The organism is Photorhabdus laumondii subsp. laumondii, assembly GCF_003343245.1.
Lineage (GTDB): Bacteria > Pseudomonadota > Gammaproteobacteria > Enterobacterales > Enterobacteriaceae > Photorhabdus > Photorhabdus laumondii.
In genome coordinates, this window is sequence record NZ_CP024901.1 from 3639458 (window position 1) to 3664422 (window position 24965).

4 protein-coding genes are annotated in these 24965 nt (G+C 51.2%); all 4 read right to left on the reverse strand.

All coding sequences use genetic code 11. The features are described from left to right. Window positions 1–3: 3 nt before the first annotated feature. A complete protein-coding gene (locus PluTT01m_RS16110; protein WP_011147333.1) occupies window positions 4–4500 on the reverse strand; it encodes an RHS repeat-associated core domain-containing protein in 4497 nt (1498 codons plus the stop codon). 15 nt (window positions 4501–4515) lie between these two features. Then, a complete protein-coding gene (locus PluTT01m_RS26935) occupies window positions 4516–4683 on the reverse strand; it encodes a hypothetical protein (protein WP_011147334.1) in 168 nt (55 codons plus the stop codon). A 1968-nt stretch (window positions 4684–6651) separates the two neighbouring features. Beyond that, window positions 6652–23025: a non-ribosomal peptide synthetase gene (locus PluTT01m_RS16115; protein ID WP_011147336.1), complete on the reverse strand. Its 16374-nt coding sequence runs from the start codon at window positions 23023–23025 to the stop codon at window positions 6652–6654. A gap of 1463 nt (window positions 23026–24488) precedes the next feature. Continuing rightward, complete coding sequence (locus tag PluTT01m_RS26940; protein ID WP_157852163.1) at window positions 24489–24626, reverse strand: hypothetical protein; 138 nt, start codon at window positions 24624–24626, stop codon at window positions 24489–24491. Window positions 24627–24965: the final 339 nt, after the last annotated feature.

Below are 24965 nucleotides of genomic sequence, written 5' to 3' on the forward strand. Positions count from 1 at the left end.
TTATTACCTTATTTTAGTGAAGGCTTCTGGATACATTTCTTTATTTAAATTGTGCAAATCTTTTATTGCTGAAGGAGGAGCATTAGTATAATTGCGCAAGTCTCTAATATCTTTTGCCAATAAATCTCTAGCCGATCCCGTATAAGGTCCTTTCATTGTAGGAATCAGTTTATGTTCTCCTCTAGGGAGAGCTATTGATGGAGCTACTTTAGGATCATAACCAGTAATTACTTGCCCCGCAGGATGTTTTTGAGCCGTATGGTGGATATCTAATTTATCACCCACCTTAGAACGTCTCTGTAAATCATCGAATGTACTAACTTCATATTTTTGTGTTGGACAAGCTGCCAACCCGAACGGGTCTATCCAATTGACCGGATCATGGACATACCCGTACGGGTTAACGCCACCACTAAGATTCAGAGGATCAGGCGATAAGTACTGGCCCGTATCACTCTCGTAATAACGGTGCCGATTATAAAATAAACCGCTTTCCCTGTCTTCATACTGACCAGCAAACCGGAAATTACACGTCAGGTTGCGCGGGTCATTGACCGTCAGCACCGGCCAGCATTCCGGCTCGCCCCAGGTGAGCAGTCGTCCTGCCCATATCAGCTCCCCGGCTTCGGTCAGGATTTCCCGTACGGTCCCTTGATGATCACTCACCACATAGTACAGCTGGCCTTTTTCAAACCGGGCCAAAGGCGTCAGGGCACCCGGCTCATACAGCCAGTGAATGCTCTGTTCATAGTCAACGGTGCCATCCGCATACACCGGCGTTTCTTCGATCAGTTGCTCGCCGCTCCACAGGTAATCATAGCCGATTATCGCGGTTGGTTTCACCGGCGGTCCGGCGGCGTCCACCTCCTGTCGTTTGCCAATCCGTCGCCCGAAGGCATCATAGCAATAACGCCAGCGCACCCCTTCCGGGCTGATAAAGCCGGTCAGCCGGTCGTGCGCATCCCAGCGGTAGCGCCAGGTCCGCGGCCGGTAGCCCCACCGCCGTTCGGTTTTCTCTGTCCGTCGCCCGTTTTCATCGTAGCGATACGTGCAGGCACCGTGCTGAATCACCCTCCCCGCCTGCTGGGTGTGGTAGCTCTGGCGCAGGTCTTCACTGAGCCGTTCCGGTACCCGTTTTTGGTAATGCAGGTGCTGGCCGGCATCGTATACAAACTGTTCGTCACAGGCCCGCGGCCCGCCAAACTGGGTGGTCACCACCTGGTCGTTGACATTGTAGCCGTAGCGCGTCTCGTCCCAGCGGGTGTCTTCAATGCAGGCCACGTTGTAGGCCGGGGTGTAATGCCAGTGGCGGGTCACCGCGCTGCCGCGCGGCGGGAAATGCGGGTCGGCCTCGTACAGGGTCTGTTTGAACCAGTCGGAGCTGCGCCCGGCGGTCTGATGGGCCAGCAGCCCGACCGGGGTGTAGGCCTGTGACTGGATAAAGCCGGCAGCGCTTTCCCGCGCGATTTCCCGGCCCAGCCCGTCATGCTGCATCTGCAACGGGGCATGGCCGTCCAGCTGCCACTGCATCAGCCGGCCGTTGAGGCCGTAGTACCAGCTGACCGCGGGCAGGGTGTCCATCTGGCGGCCGGCGGGCAGGCCGCTTCGCGGGTCCCACTGATGGCTGACGGCGCGTCCGTTAATTGTCTCTTTGGTCAGGCGGCCGGATTCATCATATGCAAACGTCACCACCGCGTCCGGGTTGGTGGCCCGTATCAGCCGTCCCTGCGCGTCATGGTCGTAGGTGGTGACCGAGCATAACGTGCACTGTTCGGCCTCTTCCTGCCACGCTTCCTGGCGGGTCAGGCGGTCGTCGTCGGTGTAACACCAGCGCAGCAGCTGGTGATTGGGATAACGGGCGGTGAGGCGACGCCCGGCGGCGTCATACTGATAATGAATGGTCCGGCCGGTAAAATCGGTTTCGCTAATCACCCGGCCGGCCGGGTCACGGGTGTAGTGGTAGGTGTCGCCGGTTTCGCTGGTCACGGTTTTCAGGCGGGTCAGCCGGTCGTAGCCAAAGGTCAGGGCGGTGCCGTCCGGGCGGGTGAGGCGGCTGAGCCGGTCAAAGGCGTCATAGGTATAGCGGGTGGTCCGGCCTTCCCCGTCAGTCACCGCCGAGACCCGGCGTTCGCTGTCGTAGTCAATCGTCTGCCGGATGCCGTCCGGTAAGCCAATCTCGCTGATACTGCCCGCCGGGTTGGCATGAAACGGGCTGGGGTGGTAGTGGGTCTGCTGATGTAACGCGTCGGTGACCCGCAGCAGCCGGCCCAGGCCGTCGGTGTCAAACCGGGTCAGGGCACCGTCCGGGGCCTGAATTTCACTGAGCTGTTGCCGTTCATAGCCGTAGCGCCAGGTGCGGCCATCGGGCAAGACCCGGCGCAGGATTTCCCCGCGCGGGCCGTAACGGGTCTCTTCAACCCGCCCCTGGGGGTCGATAACCGAGGCCAGGTTGCCCTGTTCGCTGTAATGCAGTTGCCAGCGGGCACCATCCGGTTGAGTGACCCGGGTAAGCTGGCCGTATTCGTCGTAATCGTAAGCAGTGAGGTCCCCGGTGGATGACATGACGCCGGTCAGCTCGCCGTAAGGGCTGTACTCATACGCCGTGGTCCGGCCCAGCGGGTCGGTTTCGGCGACTTTGTGACTGAAATCCCATTCAGTCCGGGTGTCATGGCCGAGCGGGTCAACCTGGCGGGTCACCAGGCCGTCGGCGTTATAGTGATAGCGGGTACAGCCGCCTTCGGCATCGAAATAGGTGGTGACGCGGCGTTCGTCATCGTATTCAAAACGGTCCTGCCAGTATCCCTGCGGGGTGGTGGTGGCCGTCACCCGGCCCGCGTTATCGTAGTGCACAGTGACATCGGTTTTATCGGTGTCATGCCAGCGGGTCATGTTCCCCTGCGGCGTGTATTCATGCCACAGGTGGTGAAACTGAAAGGTGTCACATTCCGCCAGATACCCCGGATTATCATAGCGGCAGGTCACCAGCCGCTGGCGCTGTCCGGCGTGCAGCCAGTCAATGGCCGTGAGCTGCTGGTGCTCGTAATGCAGCGCCAGGGTCGTCATGTCGGCATGGACGAGGCGGGTCAGGCGGTGGTGTTCATCGTAACGAAAGACGGTCTGATTGCCGTTGCGGTCCTCTATCGTGGACAGGCGGCGTTTATCGCCCTGGACCGCGGCAAAACTCAGTATCTGCCGGGTGCGGCGGTTGAACAGGCGCAGTTCGCCGTCGCGCCGGCCGTACAGCAGGTAATGACCGGCATGGAGGTTGACCGAGAAGACGTTTTCCTTCGGGGTATGGAAGGTGTAAATCACCCCTTCGCCATCGGTGAAATGGGTTTCCTCGCCGTCGCGGCGCAGGTGCTGCGACCAGTCATCGGCCCATTTGGGGCCGAACAGCCCGGACAGGGCGGCGGTGGAGCGGTAAGTCCGGTTCAGGGTCAGCGGCAAGACTCCCGGCAGGGCCAGCACCGGCCAGACCTGTAAGAAGTCGCCGGTCGCCACATCCACCGGCTCGCCGGCTTTGCTACAGAGCTGGCTGTCACCGCCGGTTTTTTTCACCGACGGGGTGGGTTCCGCCCCGGATTTGGCTTTGCCGCCGTTGCTTTTCCGGCCAAGCGGTAGCGGGAGCAGGCCGGCAATGGCGACCAGCCAGCGCAGGTCCTGGTTGCTGGCGGTCAGGATAGTCAGGGCGTCACCGGTTTGCGGGGTGAGGGCAATCGAGGCGGCGGCACTGTTGATATTGGCGTCACAGGTGGTGCGGTGGCCCAGCCGGGCAATCGGTTTGCCGTTGGCAAACACCGTTTTCGCGCCTTCGGCAATCACCACCGGGCCGGGGTGGTCGCTGCACACAATTTTGTCCCCCTGACGGGCCACCGGCTGGCCTTCAAAGAAGACATCTGGCGACCCTTCGACAATCTGGCCCTTATTCGCCCCGTACTGCCCGAGTGCCGCGCCCACGGATGAGACCAGTCCGCCGACAAAACCGCCCGCCAGGCCGGCCGCCGCCCCGGCGACTACGGCCATCGCCAGACCGCCGGTTGCCACAATTAACCCGCCGACGGCCACCGCCGCCAGCGCGCCGAGCAACACGCCGCCCAGCGCTCCCCATAAGCCGGCGCTTTTGTTCTGGTGGGCAATCGCATCCCCGAGCCGGGCCGGGGCCTGGCCTTCGGTGGCGACCGTACGCCGGCCAAAAAAAACCATCACGCCATGCGTAAGGCTTTCGCCGATATCATTGCCTATCTGAACTCCCAACTTCCCGGCGGCTACTCCTGCGACCAGCGGGAGGACGGCGGGGGCACCGCCCATCGCAACGGTATACGTCATTGCTGCCGCCAGCGAATGATACTGAAAACGCTCACTTTCCAGATAATTTAGCACCGTATCGGCAGAAGAGCTGATTTCGGTCGGCGGCGGAGCATTCCCTGCTGAGGTCGTCTCTGTTCTGGTTGTGCGCAGCGCAGCGCCGGCCCCCAGCCAGGCCATCATTAATACGCTCATGACCCCTCCCGGACATTATGGCTCATTACTCAGACGAGGATGAAATGAGGTCATCATGGTGAGTATCTGTTTTAGCTGGGATGGGGGCATGTTGCACGTTAGCCTGCCGACACGCTGAGCATTCAGGCGGTCAGCGATTTGTCCGGTGCTAAATCGCCTGCATGGTTTTTTTTGGAATGGCATCTTGCTTCCCTTATCATTTGCAAGTCTCGTCAGAACTATCTATAAAGCTATAAAGGCACCAGCAGTTTGTCGCTGATAGTCTTATTGATAACCTGTATGAACAGGCAACGTCGGGAATATTCCATTGCGGCTTAAGAGTATCGTGAAGATAGCTAATCAGTCGTTTTATGTGTTTAATATCTAATCAAGAACATATAACAAAAAACTTATGTTGTCCCGCCTGTTTGGGTGATGAGTATTTGATTAACTTAATAAATGTGACATAAATCCCAAATTTTTTTACTCCGCTACGTTCACCCAACATCCGAATTTTATTAAATGGCAGCAACAAACACCGCATTATGCTGTATCTGCTTTTAGCGCTTCGATTATCACTGTTGCGTTTTCATTAATCATAAAACGAAAAAATGTGGACTGACCGTTTTCATGGACATTAAACTCTTTTTTATCGCATTTTACTACCACCGGCAGGGTTTTAACGCTGTTTTTACTGTCTTTAACATTGCGTTTTAATGCTTTTTATTGACTTAGTAACGTTAAGATTCGTTCAGATTAAATCATTGTGGGCTGTCATTTTTCATCTTGTTTGAAAACAAGGCGTGACAGAGATTTTCACTCATTCAGGTAAAAGTGAGAGACGCTTTATCTGCATATGATAAAACCGTCGTTAAAAAACCGTTTATGGTCTGTCAGTGTCGTTTTAACATCTGGACAAAATAGTCAGCGTATGATGAAAAAACAGGTAAAAACTTTAATCATTAAAGTTGAAAATAAATGATTAAGGTTTTTTAAAAACGGGTAAAAAATTCACTGCTATATTGATATTGTAAGAGAAAGCATCAGGCAAAACCGGTCCTGAGTTGATTAACCAAGTGACCGCGTTAATCCAATAATAAGAGTGAAAATATTTAACCGGATTAACTCAATTAAGTTAATGTGCTTCAATAAACGATGTTGCATGGATTGAAAGACGTTTATGGAAAACAGAAAACCTAAACATTAGTTTAATGGAAACGGGGAAGTTAACTACGTATCAGGAAACGAAAAAACATTAGGTTGATAAAAACTGCTTAATGAAAACCCGCTTTTGCTTTAAAAAAACAGGAAAATTCCAGGAGTGATAATTGTTTTACCGATCCCACTCTTTTAACATGGCTAACTTTCTCTTTTTACTTGTATTTCCCGTTTTTAGCGATTGCAAGCGCTTTTTTATCGGTAATTAATCCATCTGAGGATTTAAAAAGTAGGTACCCCATTAATGCCCGATTTTTAAAAAGCTCAGCGGGAATAAAAAAGGTTTATTCCCTGCTATGATGATTTAAAAGTGAGTATACAGAGAGATTAAAGACTTATATAAAAGGAAAATATGGATTTAACTCAATAGAGACCTTTTTTATAAAGGCGGTTAATTGTTTGTATTAAAAATCCATTAACTATTAGCAGAGAATTGAAAATAAATCAGCAGGTAAAATAATATTACCCAGCCTGTTAATGTGTTTTCTCACTGTTATTTTACTCAGCAAGCTATAAACATAACGCAATAAGGGATAAAGCGGTTAATGTGGCAGGATTTAAGTTTTAAACAGTGCGTTGATTATCCGAAAAAAATATAAGGGGGTATCTTTAATATTATCAGGCTAAATAGCCTCAGCAAAGATAAAAAGCGGGTATGATTAATGTTTGTTAAATGTAAAATACGATATGCCATGATGATTAAACTGAATAAAAATCAGGTATTAAAAGTGATAAAAACAACGGTTAAAACCTGATAACGATTAAAATCAGAGGTTAAAGCAATGTTTTTAAAAACAGGTTAAAACCTGCCCAGCATAAATCTATCAGTGAAAAATGAAAATCGGCTTTCACCTTGGGGAAAAAGGATAAACAAGAAAGATAATCCGGTATAAGAAACACACCGGATTATCATATCAAGGTTAAATTATTCAATATTCCTTAACTATATTAGTATTACATCTCCTCATTACCACTGATCGCCAGCGCTCTATTCAAAGCCTGTGCTAAAGCGATTTTATTCTCATTATCCTCCAATAAACTAAAATGGTTACCCGGAGTAGCAATCAACTTAAGTGAAGTATTAGGCATGACCCGTTCCCAACCTAACGACGGCTCTATATTTACGGATTCCGGCTTTTCATCCGTCACAAAAGAATCAGCAGGAGAAGGTTCTACCGCATAGAACTGATGCAACGTTATTGCTAATGCTGACGGTTCATAATCCGCAACTATTTGCGTGTAACGTTCGATCTGCCGCCAATGCTTTGCGATCACATCAGCACGCAGATTTGCGGGATATAACGCCAATTCTTGTGCTGCTTCAATAAACTGCACCAAATTCAACTCATCAATTCGCCGGTACAACGCCGCAATCTCTTCTTTGCACGCCTTCCCCGACTGCCGAGCCAACTCAGTAAAGAAATGATGTTTAGACTGCATGGCCTCTTTGCCAAAATAATGCGGTGCAGGCGTATCAATTAACCCCAAGAAATTAACCATTTCACCGGCACTCAAAAGCCGCTGGACAATGGCATAAGCCAATATCCCGCCGGAAGAGTAGCCACTTATCCGATACGGACCAACCGGTTGTACCGCTTTCATCAAGGTGATCATTCTGGCTGCCTGCTCTTCCATCGTTAACATCAGTTCTTCACTGATGGATGGCCAAGGCAGCGCATAAATCGGATAGCCCGACGGGATATGTTGAGCCAGCCCGAAGACATAAGAATAGTCACCCATGCCACTGGGAACAAAGAACAATGGCAGCCCTGTTCCGCCAGGTCGCACCGATATAGCGCTGCTTCGCGGCTGAGACAATAAATCCGAGGTGATTTTAGAGGCCAATTCGGACAACACCGGGAATTGGAACAAAGCATTCAATGTAAAAATCAAACCCCGACCGGCGGCAAGATTCATCATTCGCATGGCAAGCAGTGAGTGGCCGCCCAACGCGAAGAAATTGTCATGCCGGCTAACCTGCTCAATCCCTAGCAATTCACACCAAATCGCGGCTAATACGATTTCCGTTTCGCCTTGTGGCGCTTCATAAGCCTGACGAGCAAACGCTTCATTGTCCGGCTCCGGTAACGCACGACGATCCAACTTACCGTTCGGTGTCAATGGAAAGGCATCCAGACGCACAAAGGCTGACGGCACCATATAGTCAGGTAAAATGGCACTCAGGTGGGTACGCAGGCTATTCGCCAACCTCTCATCCGCTTGCGCCACCACATAAGCCACCAAGCGTTTGTCCTGCCCTTCACCCAACGCCAGCACCACAGATTGACTTACCGCAGGATGTTCCACCAACCGGGCCTCAATTTCACCCGGTTCAACCCGGAAACCCCGAATTTTCACCTGATGATCATTACGCCCCAAGAATTCCAGATTGCCATCCGGCAAGTAGCGAACCAAATCCCCGGTTCGATACATCCGTGCATTTGGATTATCGCTAAATGGATCAGTCAGGAAGTATTCCGCTGTCAGTTCAGCACGATTGAAATAACCCCGTGCGACACCAACGCCCCCAATATACAATTCCCCCTCGACTCCTAACGGTACTGGCTGCCCCTGAACGTCGAGCAGGTAAACGCGTGTATTCGGTAGCGGACGGCCTATGATATTGGCCTGCCCCATCCCCTCGTTTAGGCAGGATGTCGTCGTGGTAATCGTGGCTTCTGTAGGACCGTAGCAATTCGCCAGAACAGGGTATTCACCGTGAGTCGCTAGCCAACGTTGTAACTCATGATCAGGTATCGCTTCCCCACCAATGCAAATAATCCTTAGGCCCTGATAGATATCGCCTTTATCAACATTTGATATTATCCGCCAGAATTGGGCCGGTATCGCAATGTAGGTAATTTTATAAGACTCGCACAGACGCCAAAACGCCTGCGCACTCAAGAGCCACTGATTTGTCCTTAAGACTAATTGTGCCCCCTGTGTTATTGCGCAAAATATTTCTGATGCACAAACGTCAAAAGAAGGGTTGCAAAATTGCAATAGACGGTCAGATGCGTTAAGCGACCACTTCGTGTTCAGCGAAGTAATTTGACTGACCAATTGTCTATGTTCAACCATTACGCCCTTTGGTGTGCCAGTCGAACCGGAGGTGTAAATCACATACGCCAGATGCCGTGAGGTCAGTTCAGGTATCTGAAGATTGCTGTCTGGCTGGTCAAACAATGTATTCGGATCAAACACTGTCAGCCCGGTAAGTACATTCTCGCCCAACACTGTACGCCCGACAGCATCAGCCAATAAAATAACCGGTGAAACATCAGCCAAAATATGCGTTAGACGTTCGCCCGGATAATCCGGATCTAACGGCACATAAGCCGCGCCAGCTTTCAGCACCGCCAACAATCCCACCACCATCGCCGGTGAACGTGCCACGCAAATCGCCACCCGCTGGTCCGGTTCTACACCTAGCGCAATGAGCTGATGGGCCAGCCGGTTAGCGCGGGCATTTAATTCGGCATAACTAAAAGTTTGCTCCTCATACACTAACGCTGTTGCGTCCGGGGTTTGCTCCACCTGTTGTTCAAACAATTGATGAATACATAACGACGGTTCAAGATACGAGGTTTCCGTCGCATTCCACGTTTTCAGCATCAACGTACTTTCAATTTCAGGTAGGATGTTCAATGTCCGTACCGGCGTTTCCGGGGTCTGTTCCAATGCCTCCACCAAGCTCTCCAATGCCTGTTGCATATAGCCGCATACCCGTTCCGGCTCAAACGGTTGGATAACTTGAGCAGTTAGCCCCAGTGCGTCACTAAAATCCTCCACCGACAAGGCAAACGGATAGTTGGTAAACTCCTGCGCACCAAGGAATTCAATGCCGTCCATCGTTTCATCCAAAGGATCTGGCTGATCATTATGTCGGTAGTTCAACAGGGCACTAAACAGTGGAATGCCATCCTGCACACCACTACAACGTTGGGCCAGCGCCAGTGAGGCATGCTCATGTTCCAACAATCCCGCTAACTGACGATGTACTGCCTGTACACTATCTCGCACCGGCGTATCATCCATATCCAGCCGCAACGGCAAGGTATTGATAAACAGCCCCATGCCGCTGTCAACCCCTTTCCCTACCGCCATGCGCCCAAATATTACGGTACCGAACACCACCTGTTCCTGTCCGCTGGTACGCGACAACACCTGCGCCCAAGCCAAATGACATAAAGCCGCCAAACTGACCCCCAAACGCCGGGCTTGACTGCGTAGACGGTCATTCAACTCAGGTGCCAACATTCGCTGCGATTCCGTCACTTGGGAGCCATCACGATGCACCTCCGTCAATCCGAACGGCAATGTAGGTTCATCCACCTCCGCCAGCATTTCGGTAAAGAAGCGGATATGTGCATCCTGACTCACCCCCAGCCGGGCCTGCGCGACCAAATTGCGGAAAGGTGTCGGTGTTGGCAGGCTCTCCTCCTGTCCGTCTAGATAAGCCTGTACTTCACGGTTCATCACGTCCAACGTGGTATGGTCGCCAATCAGATGATGCAACAATTGCAATACAATCCAACGGCCATCAGTCTCCTGTGCCACTATAAAGCGCAATAACGGTGCTTCGCCCAAGTCTAGACGATGGTGACGGGGATCAAAACGCTCAGCCAATTGTCCGCTAACCGGTCCATCGGCTGGGTTCAGTGTCAATTCAGTCACCGACAAGGATGCCTGACGCCAAACTACTTGGGCGGGCACTGACAGCCCTTGCCAGATAAAGGCAGTACGCAGGATATCGTGTCTATTTACCACCTGTTGCACCGCCGCCAGATAACGGCCCAGCAAAGTCCGCTCAGTGAAGACCATCTGACCGGTTAATAGATAGGGGTCCCCTTTGTTTGCCAATAGGTGATGGAACAAAATACCGTCCTGCAATGGCGACAAGGCATAGATATCCTGAATATTGGCAACACCGCCCAGCATTTGCCCAACGATGCGGTCAATCTCTGGCTGAGTTAGATCAATCAGCGGCAACATTTCCGGTGTCAATGCCGTGGTTGCCGGGGTGATGACGTTAGTCGGCACGATGACGGCCTGATGCTGCCCCAACGTTTGGGCCAAATCTGACAGCACCGGCGACTGGAACAGATCACGCGCCGCCAATGTCAATCCCAAATGACGCAAGCGTTCAATCATGCGTACAGCGAGCAGTGAATGGCCGCCTAACGCAAAGAAGCTGTCATATCGACTAACCTGTTCAATCCCCAGTAATTCACACCAAATCGCCGCTAGCGTCATTTCCGTTTCGCCTTGTGGCGCCACGTAAACCTGACGGGCAAACGCTTCACTGTCCGGAGCCGGTAGCGCCCGACGATCTAGCTTACCGTTCGGCGTCAACGGAAACGCATCCAGACGCACAAAAGCTGACGGCACCATATAATCAGGCAGAATTTTACTCAGGTAAGCACGCAAACTATTCACCAGCCCGTCATCCGCGAGTGCCACCACATAAGCCACCAGCCGTTTGTCTGGCCCATCACCTAACGCCAACACCGCCGCTTCACGCACCGCCGGGTGCTCTACCAGACGCGCCTCAATTTCCCCCGGTTCAATCCGGAAGCCCCGGATTTTAACCTGCTGGTCATTACGCCCCATGAACTCCAGATTACCGTCCGGTAAATAGCGAGCCAAATCCCCGGTTCGGTACATGCGGGCATCCGGGTCATCACTGAATGGATCGACGAGGAAACGTTCGGCGGTTAACTCAGGGCGATTAAGATAACCTTGGGCGACCCCATCACCACCGACATAAATCTCCCCGATCACCCCTGGCGGTACCGGCTGACCATAAACATCCAGCAGATAAACACGCGTATTCGCTATTGGGCGGCCAATAGGTATCCGGCTCACTCCTTGCGGTAACGCCTCGATAGGATACATGGTGGTAAAGGTGGTTCCTTCACTCGGACCATAGGCTTGCAAGAGTTGTTGTGGCGGACGATTATCCAGAACCTGAGCAATCACCTTTAAATCGGGTATATCTCCCCCGAAAATCAGAATCTTAATTTGCGGAAGAATGGGAGATAACTCTGCTGCCAGCCGGTTAAACAACCCGATCGTCAGCCACAGCACTGTGATGCGGTGCTCCTGTAAAGTCAGCACTAACTCCTGCGGTGTCAATAAGGTGGCGCGGTCGATAACGACTAAAGCACCACCATTAAGCAATGGTGCCCAAACTTCAAACGTGCTGGCATCGAAAGCCGGATTAGCGGTAAAGGCAACCCGATCCTCCGGTCCGATGTTGGCATAGCCATTATTGATGACCAGCCGGACCATCGCACGATGTTGTACCAAAACCCCTTTGGGTGTGCCGGTAGAGCCGGAGGTGTACATGATATACGCTAATTCGGCGCTGGAACGCGGCAAATTAGGGTTGACATGATCTTGCTCTCTGTTCGCACTTTTCTTATCCGAGAGACGCAACAGCGGAATAGTCAAGTTAGCCGGAATATCAGCCCGTGTATCAGTGAGCAGCAACCGAGCGGAACAATCACTTATCAGCCAATGTTTCCGCTCATCCGGCATACTGGGATCAACCGGCACGTAAACAGCGCCAGCTTTGAGAATAGCCAATTGGGCCACCACCAGTTCTATCGATCGTTCTAACAGGAGCGCAACATGGTCATCCGGACGAATCCCCTGTTCGATTAGCTGATAAGCCAACCGGTTAGCACACGTATTCAGTTCCATATAACTTAGGGTTTTATCGCCCGCTATCAACGCCGTCGCCTCTGGGGTTCTCTCCACTTGCTGCTCAAACAATTGATGAATACATAGCGCATCAGGATAGACGGTTTCCGTGGCGTTCCAGGTTTCCAGTAACAGCGTGCGTTCCGTTTCGGGTAGGATATTCAAGGCCCGTATCGGTGTCTCCGGCGTTTGCTCCAAAGCTTCTACCAGACTCTCCAGCGCCTGTTGCATATAAGCGCATAGGCTTTCCGGATCAAACGGTTGCACGACCTGAGCCGTCAGCCCCAGAGATTCGCCAAAATCCTCCACCGACAGCACGAATGGGTAGTTGGTTCGCTCCTGTCCACCAAGAAATTCAATACCGCTGATCAGTTCATCTGACGTTGCCGACAAAGTATTATGCCGATAATTCAACAGCGCACTAAAGAGTGGCGTACCGCTGGCAACCCTACTGCAACGCTGAGCCAGTGCCAATGACGCATGCTCATGCGCCAATAATCCGGCGAGTCGGGTATGGGCGGCCTGTACGCTGTCCCGTACCGGAGTCTCATCGATATCCAGCCGCAACGGCAAGGTATTGATAAACAACCCCATGCCATTGTCAACACCCTCCCCCGCCTGCATACGCCCAAACAGCACCGTCCCAAACACGACACTCTGCTGACCACTGGTACAAGACAATACCTGTGCCCAAGCCAGATGACACAGCGCCGCCAGACTGACACCCAAACGTCGAGCCTGACTACGCAAACGGTCATTCAACGTGCTCGTCAGCATCCGGTGGAACTCCGTCACCTGCGAACCGTCACGATGTACCTCCGTCAATCCAAACGGCAACGTGGGTTCATCCACCTCCGCCAGCATCTCGGTAAAGAAGCGGGTATGCTCTTCCTGACTGATACCCAGCCGGGCCTGCGCCACCAAATTGCGGAAAGGAACCGGCACCGGCAAGCTCTCTTCCTCACCCATCAGATACGCCTGAACTTCGCGGTGCATCACTTCCATCGTTTCATGGTCACCGATCAAGTGATGATGCAGTTCCAGTAACAACCAACGACCATCCGTTTCCTGCGCGATAACAAAACGCAGTAACGGGGCTTGACTCAGGTCAAGACGATAATAACGCGGATCAAAACGCCGGGTTAACTGGTCACTGACTGAGCCATCAGCCGGGTTCAGTGTCAGTTCCGTCACTGACAATGGGGCCTGACGCCAGACCACCTGCGTCGGCACTGACAATCCTTGCCAAATAAAGGCGGTACGCAGAATATCGTGTCGATCAATTATCCGTTGAATCGCCGCCAAATAACGATCCAACAGCACCCGGTCAGCAAAAACCATCTGGCTAATTAACAGATAGGTATCACCTTCATTCTCCAGCAGATGGTGGAACAAAATGCCATCCTGCAACGGTGACAGCGCGTAGATATCCTGAATATTCGCCATCCCGCCCGGGACTTGTCCGACGATACGATCAATGTCAGGCTGAGTTAAATCGATCAGCGGCAACATCGCCGGTGTCAGTACCGTCGTATCCGGTGTAATACGGTTGTCAGGCACCCGGATTTCATCATGCTGAACCAGAGACTGCGCCAGAACACAGAGTGTTGGATGTTGGAACAGTGTTTGTACCGCTATCCCCAGACCGATACGCCGCAATCGTTCAATCATGCGCACGGCAAGCAGTGAATGGCCGCCCAACGCAAAGAAGCTGTCATATCGACTAATCTGCTCAACGCCCAGTAATTCACACCAGACAGCCGCTAACATCGTTTCTATCTTCCCTTGCGGGGCTTCATAAACCTGACGGGCAAACGCCGCTTCCCCCGGTGCCGGCAACGCTCGGCGATCTAGCTTGCCATTCGGCGTCTGCGGAAAGCTATCCAGACGTACAAAGGCCACCGGTATCATATAGTCAGGTAAAACTGCACTCAGGTATTCACGCAAACGGGCAGCCAAACCCTCATTCGCTTCCGCCACCACATAGGCGACCAGCCGTTTGTCCTGCCCGTCATCCAGCGCCAGTACCGCCGCCTCTTGTACTGCTGGATATTCCACCAGCCGGGTTTCAATTTCCCCTAGCTCAACCCGGAAGCCGCGAATTTTAACCTGTTGGTCGTTACGACCCAGGAATTCCAATTCACCGTCCAGCAGATAGCGAGCTAAATCTCCGGTGCGATACATCCGAGCGTCGGGCACCGGATTAAAGACGTCCGGTATAAAACGTTCCTCACTCAATGCCAGCCGGTTCAGATAACCCCGTGCCACCCCCACGCCACCAATATACATTTCACCAACGCAGCCCAATGGCACGGGTTGCCTGTTTCTATCCAGTAAGTAGACGCGAGTATTCCTAATCGGCCGACCGATAGAACGATCATCTGCCGGGGATAATATTTCTTTACAGGTCGCCGTCACGGTATTTTCCGTCGGGCCATACGCGTTCAATAGCCGGAGTTGGTAGGTTTCCTGCCTAAACCAATCCTGAATGGCGTTCTTTTTGACCGCCTCACTGCCAATGATGATCAGCCTGAGACCATCCGGCAGCGGCAACCCGTTATCTCTGGCCGCCAGTTCAGACCAGAACAGAGTCGGCAAAAACATCACCGTGATACGGTTTTGCCGGGCTAAGGCAATAAATTCCGCCATTGAAGCCAGCCAGCTATCGTCGCGAATAACTAGCGCGGCTCCGTTACATAATGACGAGAAGCACTCTTCCACTGAAACATCAAACGCAAAAGCGGCAAATTGCAACACCCGGTCTTGCTCGGTGACGGCATAGCGTTCATTAACACCCAGATAACGTTGATAGACCGCCTGATGTTCTACCATCACCCCTTTCGGCTGCCCGGTTGAACCGGAGGTATAAATGACGTAAGCCAAGTGCTGTGGCGTCAACGCCGGGACCTGCGGGTTACTATCCGGCAGGTCAGGCTGGATATTCGGGTCGAGTACCGTCAACCCGACCAGCGCCTCGTCGCCCAGTGCAGCCTGTCCGGTCGCATCAGCCAATACCACTGATGGGGCGGTATCATTCAGGATATACGTCAGACGCTCCCCCGGGTAAGTTGGGTCCAGCGGCACATAGGCCCCACCGGCTTTCAGCACCGCCAACAATGCCACCACCATAGTCGGGGAGCGAGCCACGCAAATGGCTACCGGCTGATCCGGTGTTACGCCAAACGCAATCAGTTGATGAGCAAGGCGATTGGCGCAGGCATTTAATTCGGCATAACTCAGCGTCTGCTCTTGATACACCAGCGCCGTCGCATCAGGGGTTTTCTCCACCTGTTGCTCAAACAATTGATGAATACATAACGCCTCAGGATACGGGCTCTCCGTGGCATTCCATGTTTCCAGTAACAAGGTGCGTTCCGTTTCAGGCAAGATATTCAGTGTTCGTACCGGTGTCTCTGGAGCCTGCTCAAGGGCCTCTACCAAACTCTCCAGCGCCTGCTGCATATAACTGCACAAGCTTTCCGGATCAAACGGTTGCACCACATGAGCGATCAGCCCCAACGTGGCACCATCGTCCTCCACCGACATGCCAAAGGGATAGTTAGTGCTCTCCTGTTCGCCCAGGAATTCAATCCCGTCTATCGTTTCATCCAAAGGATCACGCTGATCATTATGTCGATAGTTCATTAAAGCACTAAAAAGTGGCGTACCGCTGGCAACTCCACTGCATCGCTGAGCCAACGCCAGTGAAGCATGCTCATGTTCCAACAATCCCGCCAGCCGGGTATGTACGGCCTGTACACTATCGCGTACTGGCGTATCATCCATATCCAACCGTAACGGCAAGGTATTGATAAACAGCCCCATACCATTGTCAGCCCCTTCTCCCGCCGCCATACGCCCAAATAGTACTGTGCCAAACACCACTTTCTCCTGACCACTGGTACACGACAATACCTGTGCCCAAGCCAGATGACACAACGCCGCCAGACTGACTCCCAAACGCCGGGCCTGACTACGCAGACGGTGATTCAAGCTGGCCGTCAGCAGCCGATGGGATGCTATCTCCTGAGAACCATCACGATGCACATCCGTCAGCCCAAACGGCAGCGTTGGCTCATCCACTTCCGCCAACATCTCGGTAAAGAAACGGGTATGCGCTTCCTGATCCCCTCCTAACCGGGCCTGCGCCACCAGATTGCGGAAAGGAGCTGGGTCAGGCAGGCTATTCCCTTGTCCGGCAAGGTATGCCTGCACTTCACGGTTCATCACTTTCATTGTGGTATGGTCACCAATCAGGTGATGTTGCAATTCCAGTAAGAACCAGCGGCCATCGGTCTCCTGCGCCACCACAAAACGTAACAGCGGTGCTTGACCCAAATCGAGACGATAATGGCGGGGATTAAAACGTCGAGCCAGTTGATCGCTAACCGGGCCATCAACCGGGTTCAGCGCCAGCTCAGTCACCGACAAGGATGCCTGACGCCAGACTACCTGTGCCGGTACTGACAACCCTTGCCAGATAAAGGCAGTGCGCAGAATATCGTGGCGATCAATCACCTGTTGCACTGCCGCCAAATAACGATCTAGCAGAGACCGGTCAGCAAAAGCCATTTGACTGACCACCAGATACGGATCACCTTCGTTTGCCAATAAATGGTGGAACAAAATGCCGTCCTGCAACGGTGACAGGGCATAGATATCTTGAATATTAGTTATCCCACCCGGCACCTGCCCGACGATACGGTCAATCTCAGCTTGAGTCAGATCAATCAGCGGCAACATTTCTGGGGTGATTTTCGTCGTCGCTGACGTAATCACATTGGGTGGCACCACCATAACCGGGTGCTGCCCCAATGTTTGCGCCAATTCAAGTAACACTGGCGACTGGAACAAATCACGCACAGCCAGCGTCAACCCCAAGTGACGCAGATGTTCAACCATCCGCACAGCCAGCAACGAGTGGCCGCCCAACGCAAAAAAGCTGTCATACCGACTGACCTGTTCAATCCCCAGTAATTCACGCCAAATCGTCGCCAGCGCAATTTCCATCTCGCCTTGTGGCGCAACATAAACCTGACGGGCAAACGCCTCTTCGTCCGGTGCCGGTAACGCCCGGCGATCCAGCTTACCGTTCGGGGTTAACGGGAAAGCCTCCAGACGCACAAAAGCTGACGGCACCATATAATCAGGTAAAATGGCACTCAGGTGATCACGCAGAGTCATCGCCAACCCCTCATGGGCTTCCGCCGCCACATAGGCCACCAGCCGTTTGTCCGACCCATCACCCAGCGCCAACACAGCCGCCTCACGCACCGCCGGATGTTCCACCAGACGCGCCTCAATTTCCCCCGGTTCAATGCGGAAACCGCGAATTTTAACCTGTTGGTCATTACGGCCCAGAAATTCCAGATTGCCATCCGGCAGATAACGGGCCAAATCCCCGGTCCGGTACATACGCGCATCCGGTTGATCACTAAATGGATCTGTCAGGAAACGTTCAGCAGTCTGGTCAGGGCGATTAAGATAACCACAAGCCACCCCGTCTCCGCCCACATAAATCTCTCCGGTCACCCCCAACGGTACTGGCTGGCCGTAAGCATTCAACAGATAAATACGTGTATTGGCTATCGGTCGGCCAATGGGGATCCGCGTCACTCCCTGCGTTAATGCCACGATAGGATACATGGTGGTAAACGTGGTTCCCTCACTGGGGCCATAAGCCTGCAAGAGTTGTTGGGGCGGGCGATTATTTAGAACCTGAGCAATCACCTGTAAGTCGGGTATATCTCCCCCGAAAATCAGGATCTTTATCTGCGGCAGAACCGGAGATAACTCTGGTGCCAGTCGGTTAAATAACCCGATAGTTAGCCACAGCACTGTGATGTGGTGAGCCTGTAAAACCAGTACTAACTCCTGTGGTGTTAATAACGTGGCGCGGTCAATAACCACTAACGCCCCACCGCTGAGCAACGGTGCCCACACTTCAAATGTACTGGCATCAAAAGCCGGATTAGCCGTAAAGGCCACCCGGTCATCCGGTCCGACTTCAGCATAATCATTATTGATGACCAGCCGGACCACCGCACGATGCGGTACCAAGACCCCTTTAGGTGTACCGGTAGAACCGGAGGTGTACATGATATATGCTAACTCGGCGCTGGAACGCGGCAAATCAGGGTTGAAGCACTCTTCCTCTCTTCCGTCCGTGTCTGATTGATCCGAGAGACGCAACAGCGGAACCGTCAGGTTAGCCGGAATATCAGCCTGTGTATCGGTGAGCAGCAACCGGGCGGAACAATCACTTATCAGCCAGTTTTTCCGCTCATCCGGCATACTGGGATCAACCGGCACGTAAACGGCACCGACTTTAAGAATGGCCAACTGAGCCACCACCAGTGCTATCGAGCGCTCTAACAGGAGCGCAATATGATCACCGGAACAAACTCCTTGTTCGATTAACTGATGAGCCAGCCAGTTAGCACGGGTATTCAGTTCCGTATAGCTTAACATTTTATCGCCTGCTATCAGCGCCGTCGCCGCTGGAGTTTTCTCCACCTGTTGTTCAAACAACTGATGGAGACATAACTGATCAGGATAGACGGTTTCCGTCGCGTTCCAAGTTTCCAGCAACAAGGTACGCTCCGCTTCCGGCAGGATGTCCAATACCCGAACGGGCATTTCTGGGGCTTGCTCCAGCGCTTCCACCAGACTCTCCAATGCCTGTTGCATATAACCGCAGAGGCTGTCCGGATCAAACGGCTGCACGACTTGAGCAGTCAGACCCAGCGTAGAACCACCGTCCTCCACCGACAGCACAAACGGATAGTTAGTTCGCTCCTGTTCGCCCAAGAATTCAATCCCGGCCATCGTTTCATCCAAAGAATCTGGCTGCTCATTATGGCGATAGTTCAACAGGGCACTAAAGAGTGGCGTACCGCTGTCAACCCCACTGCATCGTTGAGCCAGCGCCAACGGAGCATGCTCATGCTCCAGCAACTCAGCCAGTCGCAGATGCACCTCCCGCACACTGTCTCGTACTGGGGTCTCATCGATATCCAGCCGCAGCGGCAGGGTATTGATAAACAACCCCATCCCTTCCCCTACGGCCATGCGCCCAAACAGGACGGTACCAAACACCACTTTCTCCTGCCCGCTGGTGCGCGATAATACCTGCGCCCAAGCCAGATGACACAACGCCGCCAGACTGACGCCCAAACGCCGGGCCTGACTACGCAGACGGTTATTTAGCTCAGGAACCAACATCCGGTGAGATTCGGTCTTCTGAGATCCATCACGATGCACGCCCGTCAGCCCGAACGGCAACGTTGGCTCATCCACTGCCGCCAACATATCAGTGAAGAAACGGGTATGCGCTTCCTGGCTCACCCCAAGCCGAGCTTCAGCCACCAGATGACGGAACGGCACTGGCGCAGGCAGGCGATCCCCTTGCCCGGAAAAATAGGCCTGCACTTCACGGTGCATCACTTCCATCGTTTCATGGTCGCCAATCAAGTGATGCTGCAATTCCAGTAAAAACCAGCGGCCATCGGTTTCCTGAGCAATAACAAAATGCAATAGCGGCGCCTGACTCAAGTCAAGACGATACTGAGCGGGATCAAAACGCCGGGTTAACTGGTCAATGACTGGACCGTCCGCCGGGTCTAGCGTCAGTTCTGTCACAGGCAACCGTGCCTGACGCCAGACCACCTGCGCCGGAACGGATAATCCTTGCCAAATAAACGCCGTCCGCAAAATGTCATGGCGATCAACCGCCTGTTGTACCGCCGCCAGATAACGATCCAGTAAAGAGCGGTTAGCAAAAGCCACCGGATAGAGCACCAGATAGGGGTCGCCTTCCTGTTCCAACAGGTGGTGGAACAGGATACCGTCCTGCAACGGCGACAACGCATAAATATCCTGAATATTGGTTATCCCACCCGGTACTTGCTCGACGATGCGGTCAATATCAGTTTGACTCACATCAATCAGCGGCAACATCTCCGGCGTCAGTGCCGTGGTTGTCGGCGTGATGGCGTTAGGCGGGACTATCACAGCCTGATGCTGTCCCAACGTTTGCGCCAATGCTGACAGCACCGGCGACTGGAACAGATCACGCGCCGTCAGTGTTAAACCTAGGTGGCGCAAACGCTCAATCATCTGCACGCCGAGTAGGGAATGACCACCCAACGCAAAGAAACTGTCATGTCGGCTGATTTGTTCAATGCCCAATAACTCACGCCAGATGTCCGCCAGAGTGATCTCAGCCTTCCCTTGTGGGGCTTCATAAATCTGACGGGCAAAATCGTTTTCCCCGGGCGCAGGCAACGCCCGACGATCTAACTTACCACTTGGGGTCTGCGGGAAGGTATCCAGACGCACAAAGGCCGCCGGTACCATATAGTCAGGCAAAATGGCACTCAGGTATTCACGCAAATCAACAGCCAATCCCTCATTCGCCTTCGCCTCCACATAAGCCACCAGCCGTTTGCCCTGATCGCCATCCAGTGCCAACACCGCCGCCTCTTGTACCGCCGGGTGTTCCGTCAGTCGGGTTTCAATTTCCCCCAGTTCAATCCGAAAACCACGGATTTTCACTTGCTCATCGTTACGGCCCAAGAATTCGAGATCACCGTCCGGCAAATAACGGGCCAAATCCCCAGAGCGATACATCCGTTCGCCGGATACCGGACTAAAAGTATCCAGCATAAAACGTTCCACGCTCAACGCCGGCCGGTTCAGATAACCTCGTGCCACCCCCACGCCACCAATATACATCTCTCCCACGCAGCCTGCGGGGACCAATTCGCCATATTTGTCCAACAGGTAGATACGGGCATTTTTAGCCGGTCTGCCGATAGAACGGGCATCCTCCGGGGATAACACATCCTTATAGGTCACCGTCACGGTGTTTTCCGTCGGGCCATAACCATTCAACAGCCGGGGCCGGTGACCTGCCTGTCTAAACCAGTCCTGAATGGCGCTCTTTTTCACCGCCTCACCCCCAATGATGATGAGCCGGAGACAATCCGGCAGCGGTAATCCATTATCTCTAGCCGCCAGTTCAGACCAGAATAAGGTCGGCAGTGACATCACCGTAATACGATATTGCCGGGTTAAGGCAACAAATTCTGGTATCGAAGCCAGCCAGCTATCATCCCGGATAACCAGTGTGGCACCATTGCATAATGACGAAAAGAAATCCTCCACTGAAACATCAAACGCAAACGCGGCAAATTGCAATAGCCGGTCTTGTGAGGTGACAGCATAGGTGTCATTAAAACCCAGATAACGTTGATAAATCGCCTGATGTTCCACCATCACCCCTTTCGGCTGCCCGGTTGAGCCGGAGGTGTAAATTACATAGGCCAGATGCTGTGGCGTTAACGCCGGAATTTGCGGATTGCTGTCGGGCTGGTCAAGTTGGATATTCGGATCAAGTACCGTCACGCCTACCAGCGCCTGTTCACCCAGCGCCGCCCGGCCAGCCTCATCAACCAGCACCACTGACGGCGCACTATCGCTCAGGATATATGTCAGACGTTCCCGCGGATAAGTTGAATCCAACGGCACATAAGCCCCACCGGCTTTCAGCACCGCCAGCAATGACACCACCATCATCGGGGAGCGTTCTACACAAATCGCTACCCGCCGGTCTGGTATGACGCCCAGCGCAATCAATTGATGAGCCAACCGGTTAGCACGAGTATTCAATTCCGCATAACTGAGGGTCTGTTCTTGATATTCCAACGCCGTGGCGTGCGGGGCTTGTTCTGCCTGTTGTTCAAACAATTGATGAATACATAACGGGTCAGGATAAGGGGTTTCCGTGGCGTTCCACGTTTCCAGTAGTAAGGTTCGTTCAGCCTCAGATAACACATTAAGCTGCCAGATAGGAATTTCCTCTCCCTGCTTTTTTGACGCTGCCAGCATCTGTAAATGTTCACTCATGCGCAGAATCACTTCCGTGCTCAAGCGATTTTCATCGTAAATCCAGCGAAAACCGCCCTGCGCATTGAGTTGGAGCGTCAGCAATTCGCCCGGTGCCGTCTGATCACACGGTCTATCCTCCGCTATGACAGCAACGGCAATTCGCCACGGCTGGTGGGTTGTCAACGCCGGAATAGCCCACAATGCAGGAGCGTGCGCGAGGAGATTTCGACTAAATGTGCAGTGCCGGGTCAACCGAGACAGCTCGCCATCCAGCCAGTTCGCTACCACATGCCAGGGCTTATCAAACTCCAGCTCAACGACCATTGGCACCACCGGTGCCAAATCTGCCGACTTATCGTTTACTCCATCCACACACCAACCAATTTGAAATGTAGTCTGCTGAGTCAAACGCGCAAGGTAGATAACGAACGCCTGCAACAATGTTTGTAATGGTTCCTCTTCACCGTTTTTTGGCAATGGGAGCTGCCAGTCGCTTATTACCCAACTAGGTTCCGCTTGCTCTCCAGCGGTTTCAAAAGGTAATTGGAGGGGTTGCAAAGCAGCAAGACGTTCGTACCAAAATGATTCACTGGATGTCAACGTCTGGGGAATATTCTTTACATTCTGAGTCGATGGTAAAATGTCATTTACGTTGGTTATATTTTCTGACGTCTGAGAGAGGAGTTCAGCTTTAAAATCACTTCCTGCTTGAGCGATGCTATCTTTCATTTACTACCTCAACGAATCTGTTAGAAATTTGAAAACTGTCATTTCTGACAACCATCACCAATATTTCTTTCTCACTTCTTGCCCCCAAGAAATAAAAACGGACAGATCTGATATCAATGCAAGATATTCAGGCACGGGATGCTATAGCCCCGTCAATAACAGTCAATTAACAATTTCCTGACATTAATTCTCCTGACAACGGAATAAATAATTTATTTTATGCTGCGGAATAAGACATTCCATTTTTTAGATAAGTTCGATTAATTGACTGCAATTTTAATTGGCTAATATTGAATTCCATCATTTAAAATGGAACCGTTAACTGCATTTAATTATGCATAAATACCAAATCACCACTGTATTTTATCTATTTCCTATTAATATCTAATTGAAATTATTTCAAAAAAATTAGACATTTACAAAGATAAAACGAATAAATCACCCCTCAATTATAAAAAAGTTTACTTTGATAATTATTTATAAAATAAATTCTTTATCTTAATAATCAACTAATAGTTCAATTACAAATGTATACCCGTCATCTTTCAAGTTGCCTCTTTGTTGGCTGCACTCACTCACCCCGGTCACATAGTTATCTATGCTCCCGGGGATTCACTCCCTTGCCGTCGCGATCCATCTTGAAATCCATAGGGTATAACTTATTCAACATTTACAAGCCACTCTATATATTCAATTATTTGAAAATATAAGCCTGGGTTAAAAGTAATTCATAACACACTATTTTTCAACAAATAAATAATATCGTTAATGTAAATACCGTAAACGAATCAATACAAATTCAAATTAAATCCATTATATTTTTTTATAATAATAAGATTATCAAGCCGATATAAATGTGATTATGTTTAATACCATAAAGAAACAATTTAAAACTAGAAATGGCTTTATTACACACTATCTCATAATAAACATTATTGTTATAAAACAATAACATATGAAATAAATCATTAATTACAAGTCAATATCACCCAAGTAAATCGTTCTACAAAGTAATTTACGTAATGCCCTGAGACATTTATTAATTTATAGTTTTATTTTGTTTGATTTCCAGACAGCAGAGAAATATATAGACATTATATTGGTCAATATTAACAATGGAAAGTATATGGCTATCTTCAAAATTTACATTAATTATTCTTAACCATTCATGAGAATAACAATGAAACATATTTTTATATATAGCAACGAAAATTCATAAAAAAATAAAGCCAGATTAGATTAAATTCCAATAACAATAGCAAAAACTTGACTAAATAACCTATACCCAATGGATTTCAAGATGCATCGCGACGGCAAGGGAGTGAATCCCCGGGAGCATAGATAACGATGTGACCGGGGTGAGCGAGCGCAGCCAACAAAGAGGCAACTTGAAGAATAACGGGTATATATGGAAATCATCAATTCTGTTATTTAAACTATCCAATATTCCTTACTTATTAGTATCACGCCACCGCCCTTTCAAAACTAATTGCCAGCACTCTATTCAACGCCTGAGCCAAAGCGGTTTTATTCTCATTATCCTCCAATAAACTAAAATGGTTACCCGGTATCGCAATCAGCTCAAGATAAGTATTGGGCATGACCCGTTCCCAGCCCAACGACGGTGCTATGCTTATGAACTCTGGCTTTTCATCCGCCACAAAAAAAATAAAAATGGATATACCTGACTTCAATCCAATATATTCAGATACTGAATACCACGCCCCGATTAATAACGAAAAATTAGCAACAACCAATTAGCAATAACCAATTAGCAATGACCAATTAACATTTTTAGGATAATATTGATTAATTGACTGCCATTTTATTATCTTTAGCTTGCACCCACCTATGAAAATGACATATATTCGAATTAAAGCCTATGCTCTTAATACAGATTATTATTAATTGACTCTGCAATACATCATTTTGTTGCGGAA

Excerpts from the sequence above, each read along its gene's own strand:
- PluTT01m_RS26940 (WP_157852163.1), bottom strand. The coding sequence starts at position 24,626 with ATGCCCAATACTTATCTTGAGCTGATTGCGATACCGGGTAACCATTTT.
- PluTT01m_RS16110 (WP_011147333.1), bottom strand. The coding sequence starts at position 4,500 with ATGAGCGTATTAATGATGGCCTGGCTGGGGGCCGGCGCTGCGCTGCGC.
- PluTT01m_RS26935 (WP_011147334.1), bottom strand. The coding sequence starts at position 4,683 with ATGCCATTCCAAAAAAAACCATGCAGGCGATTTAGCACCGGACAAATC.
- PluTT01m_RS16115 (WP_011147336.1), bottom strand. The coding sequence starts at position 23,025 with ATGAAAGATAGCATCGCTCAAGCAGGAAGTGATTTTAAAGCTGAACTC.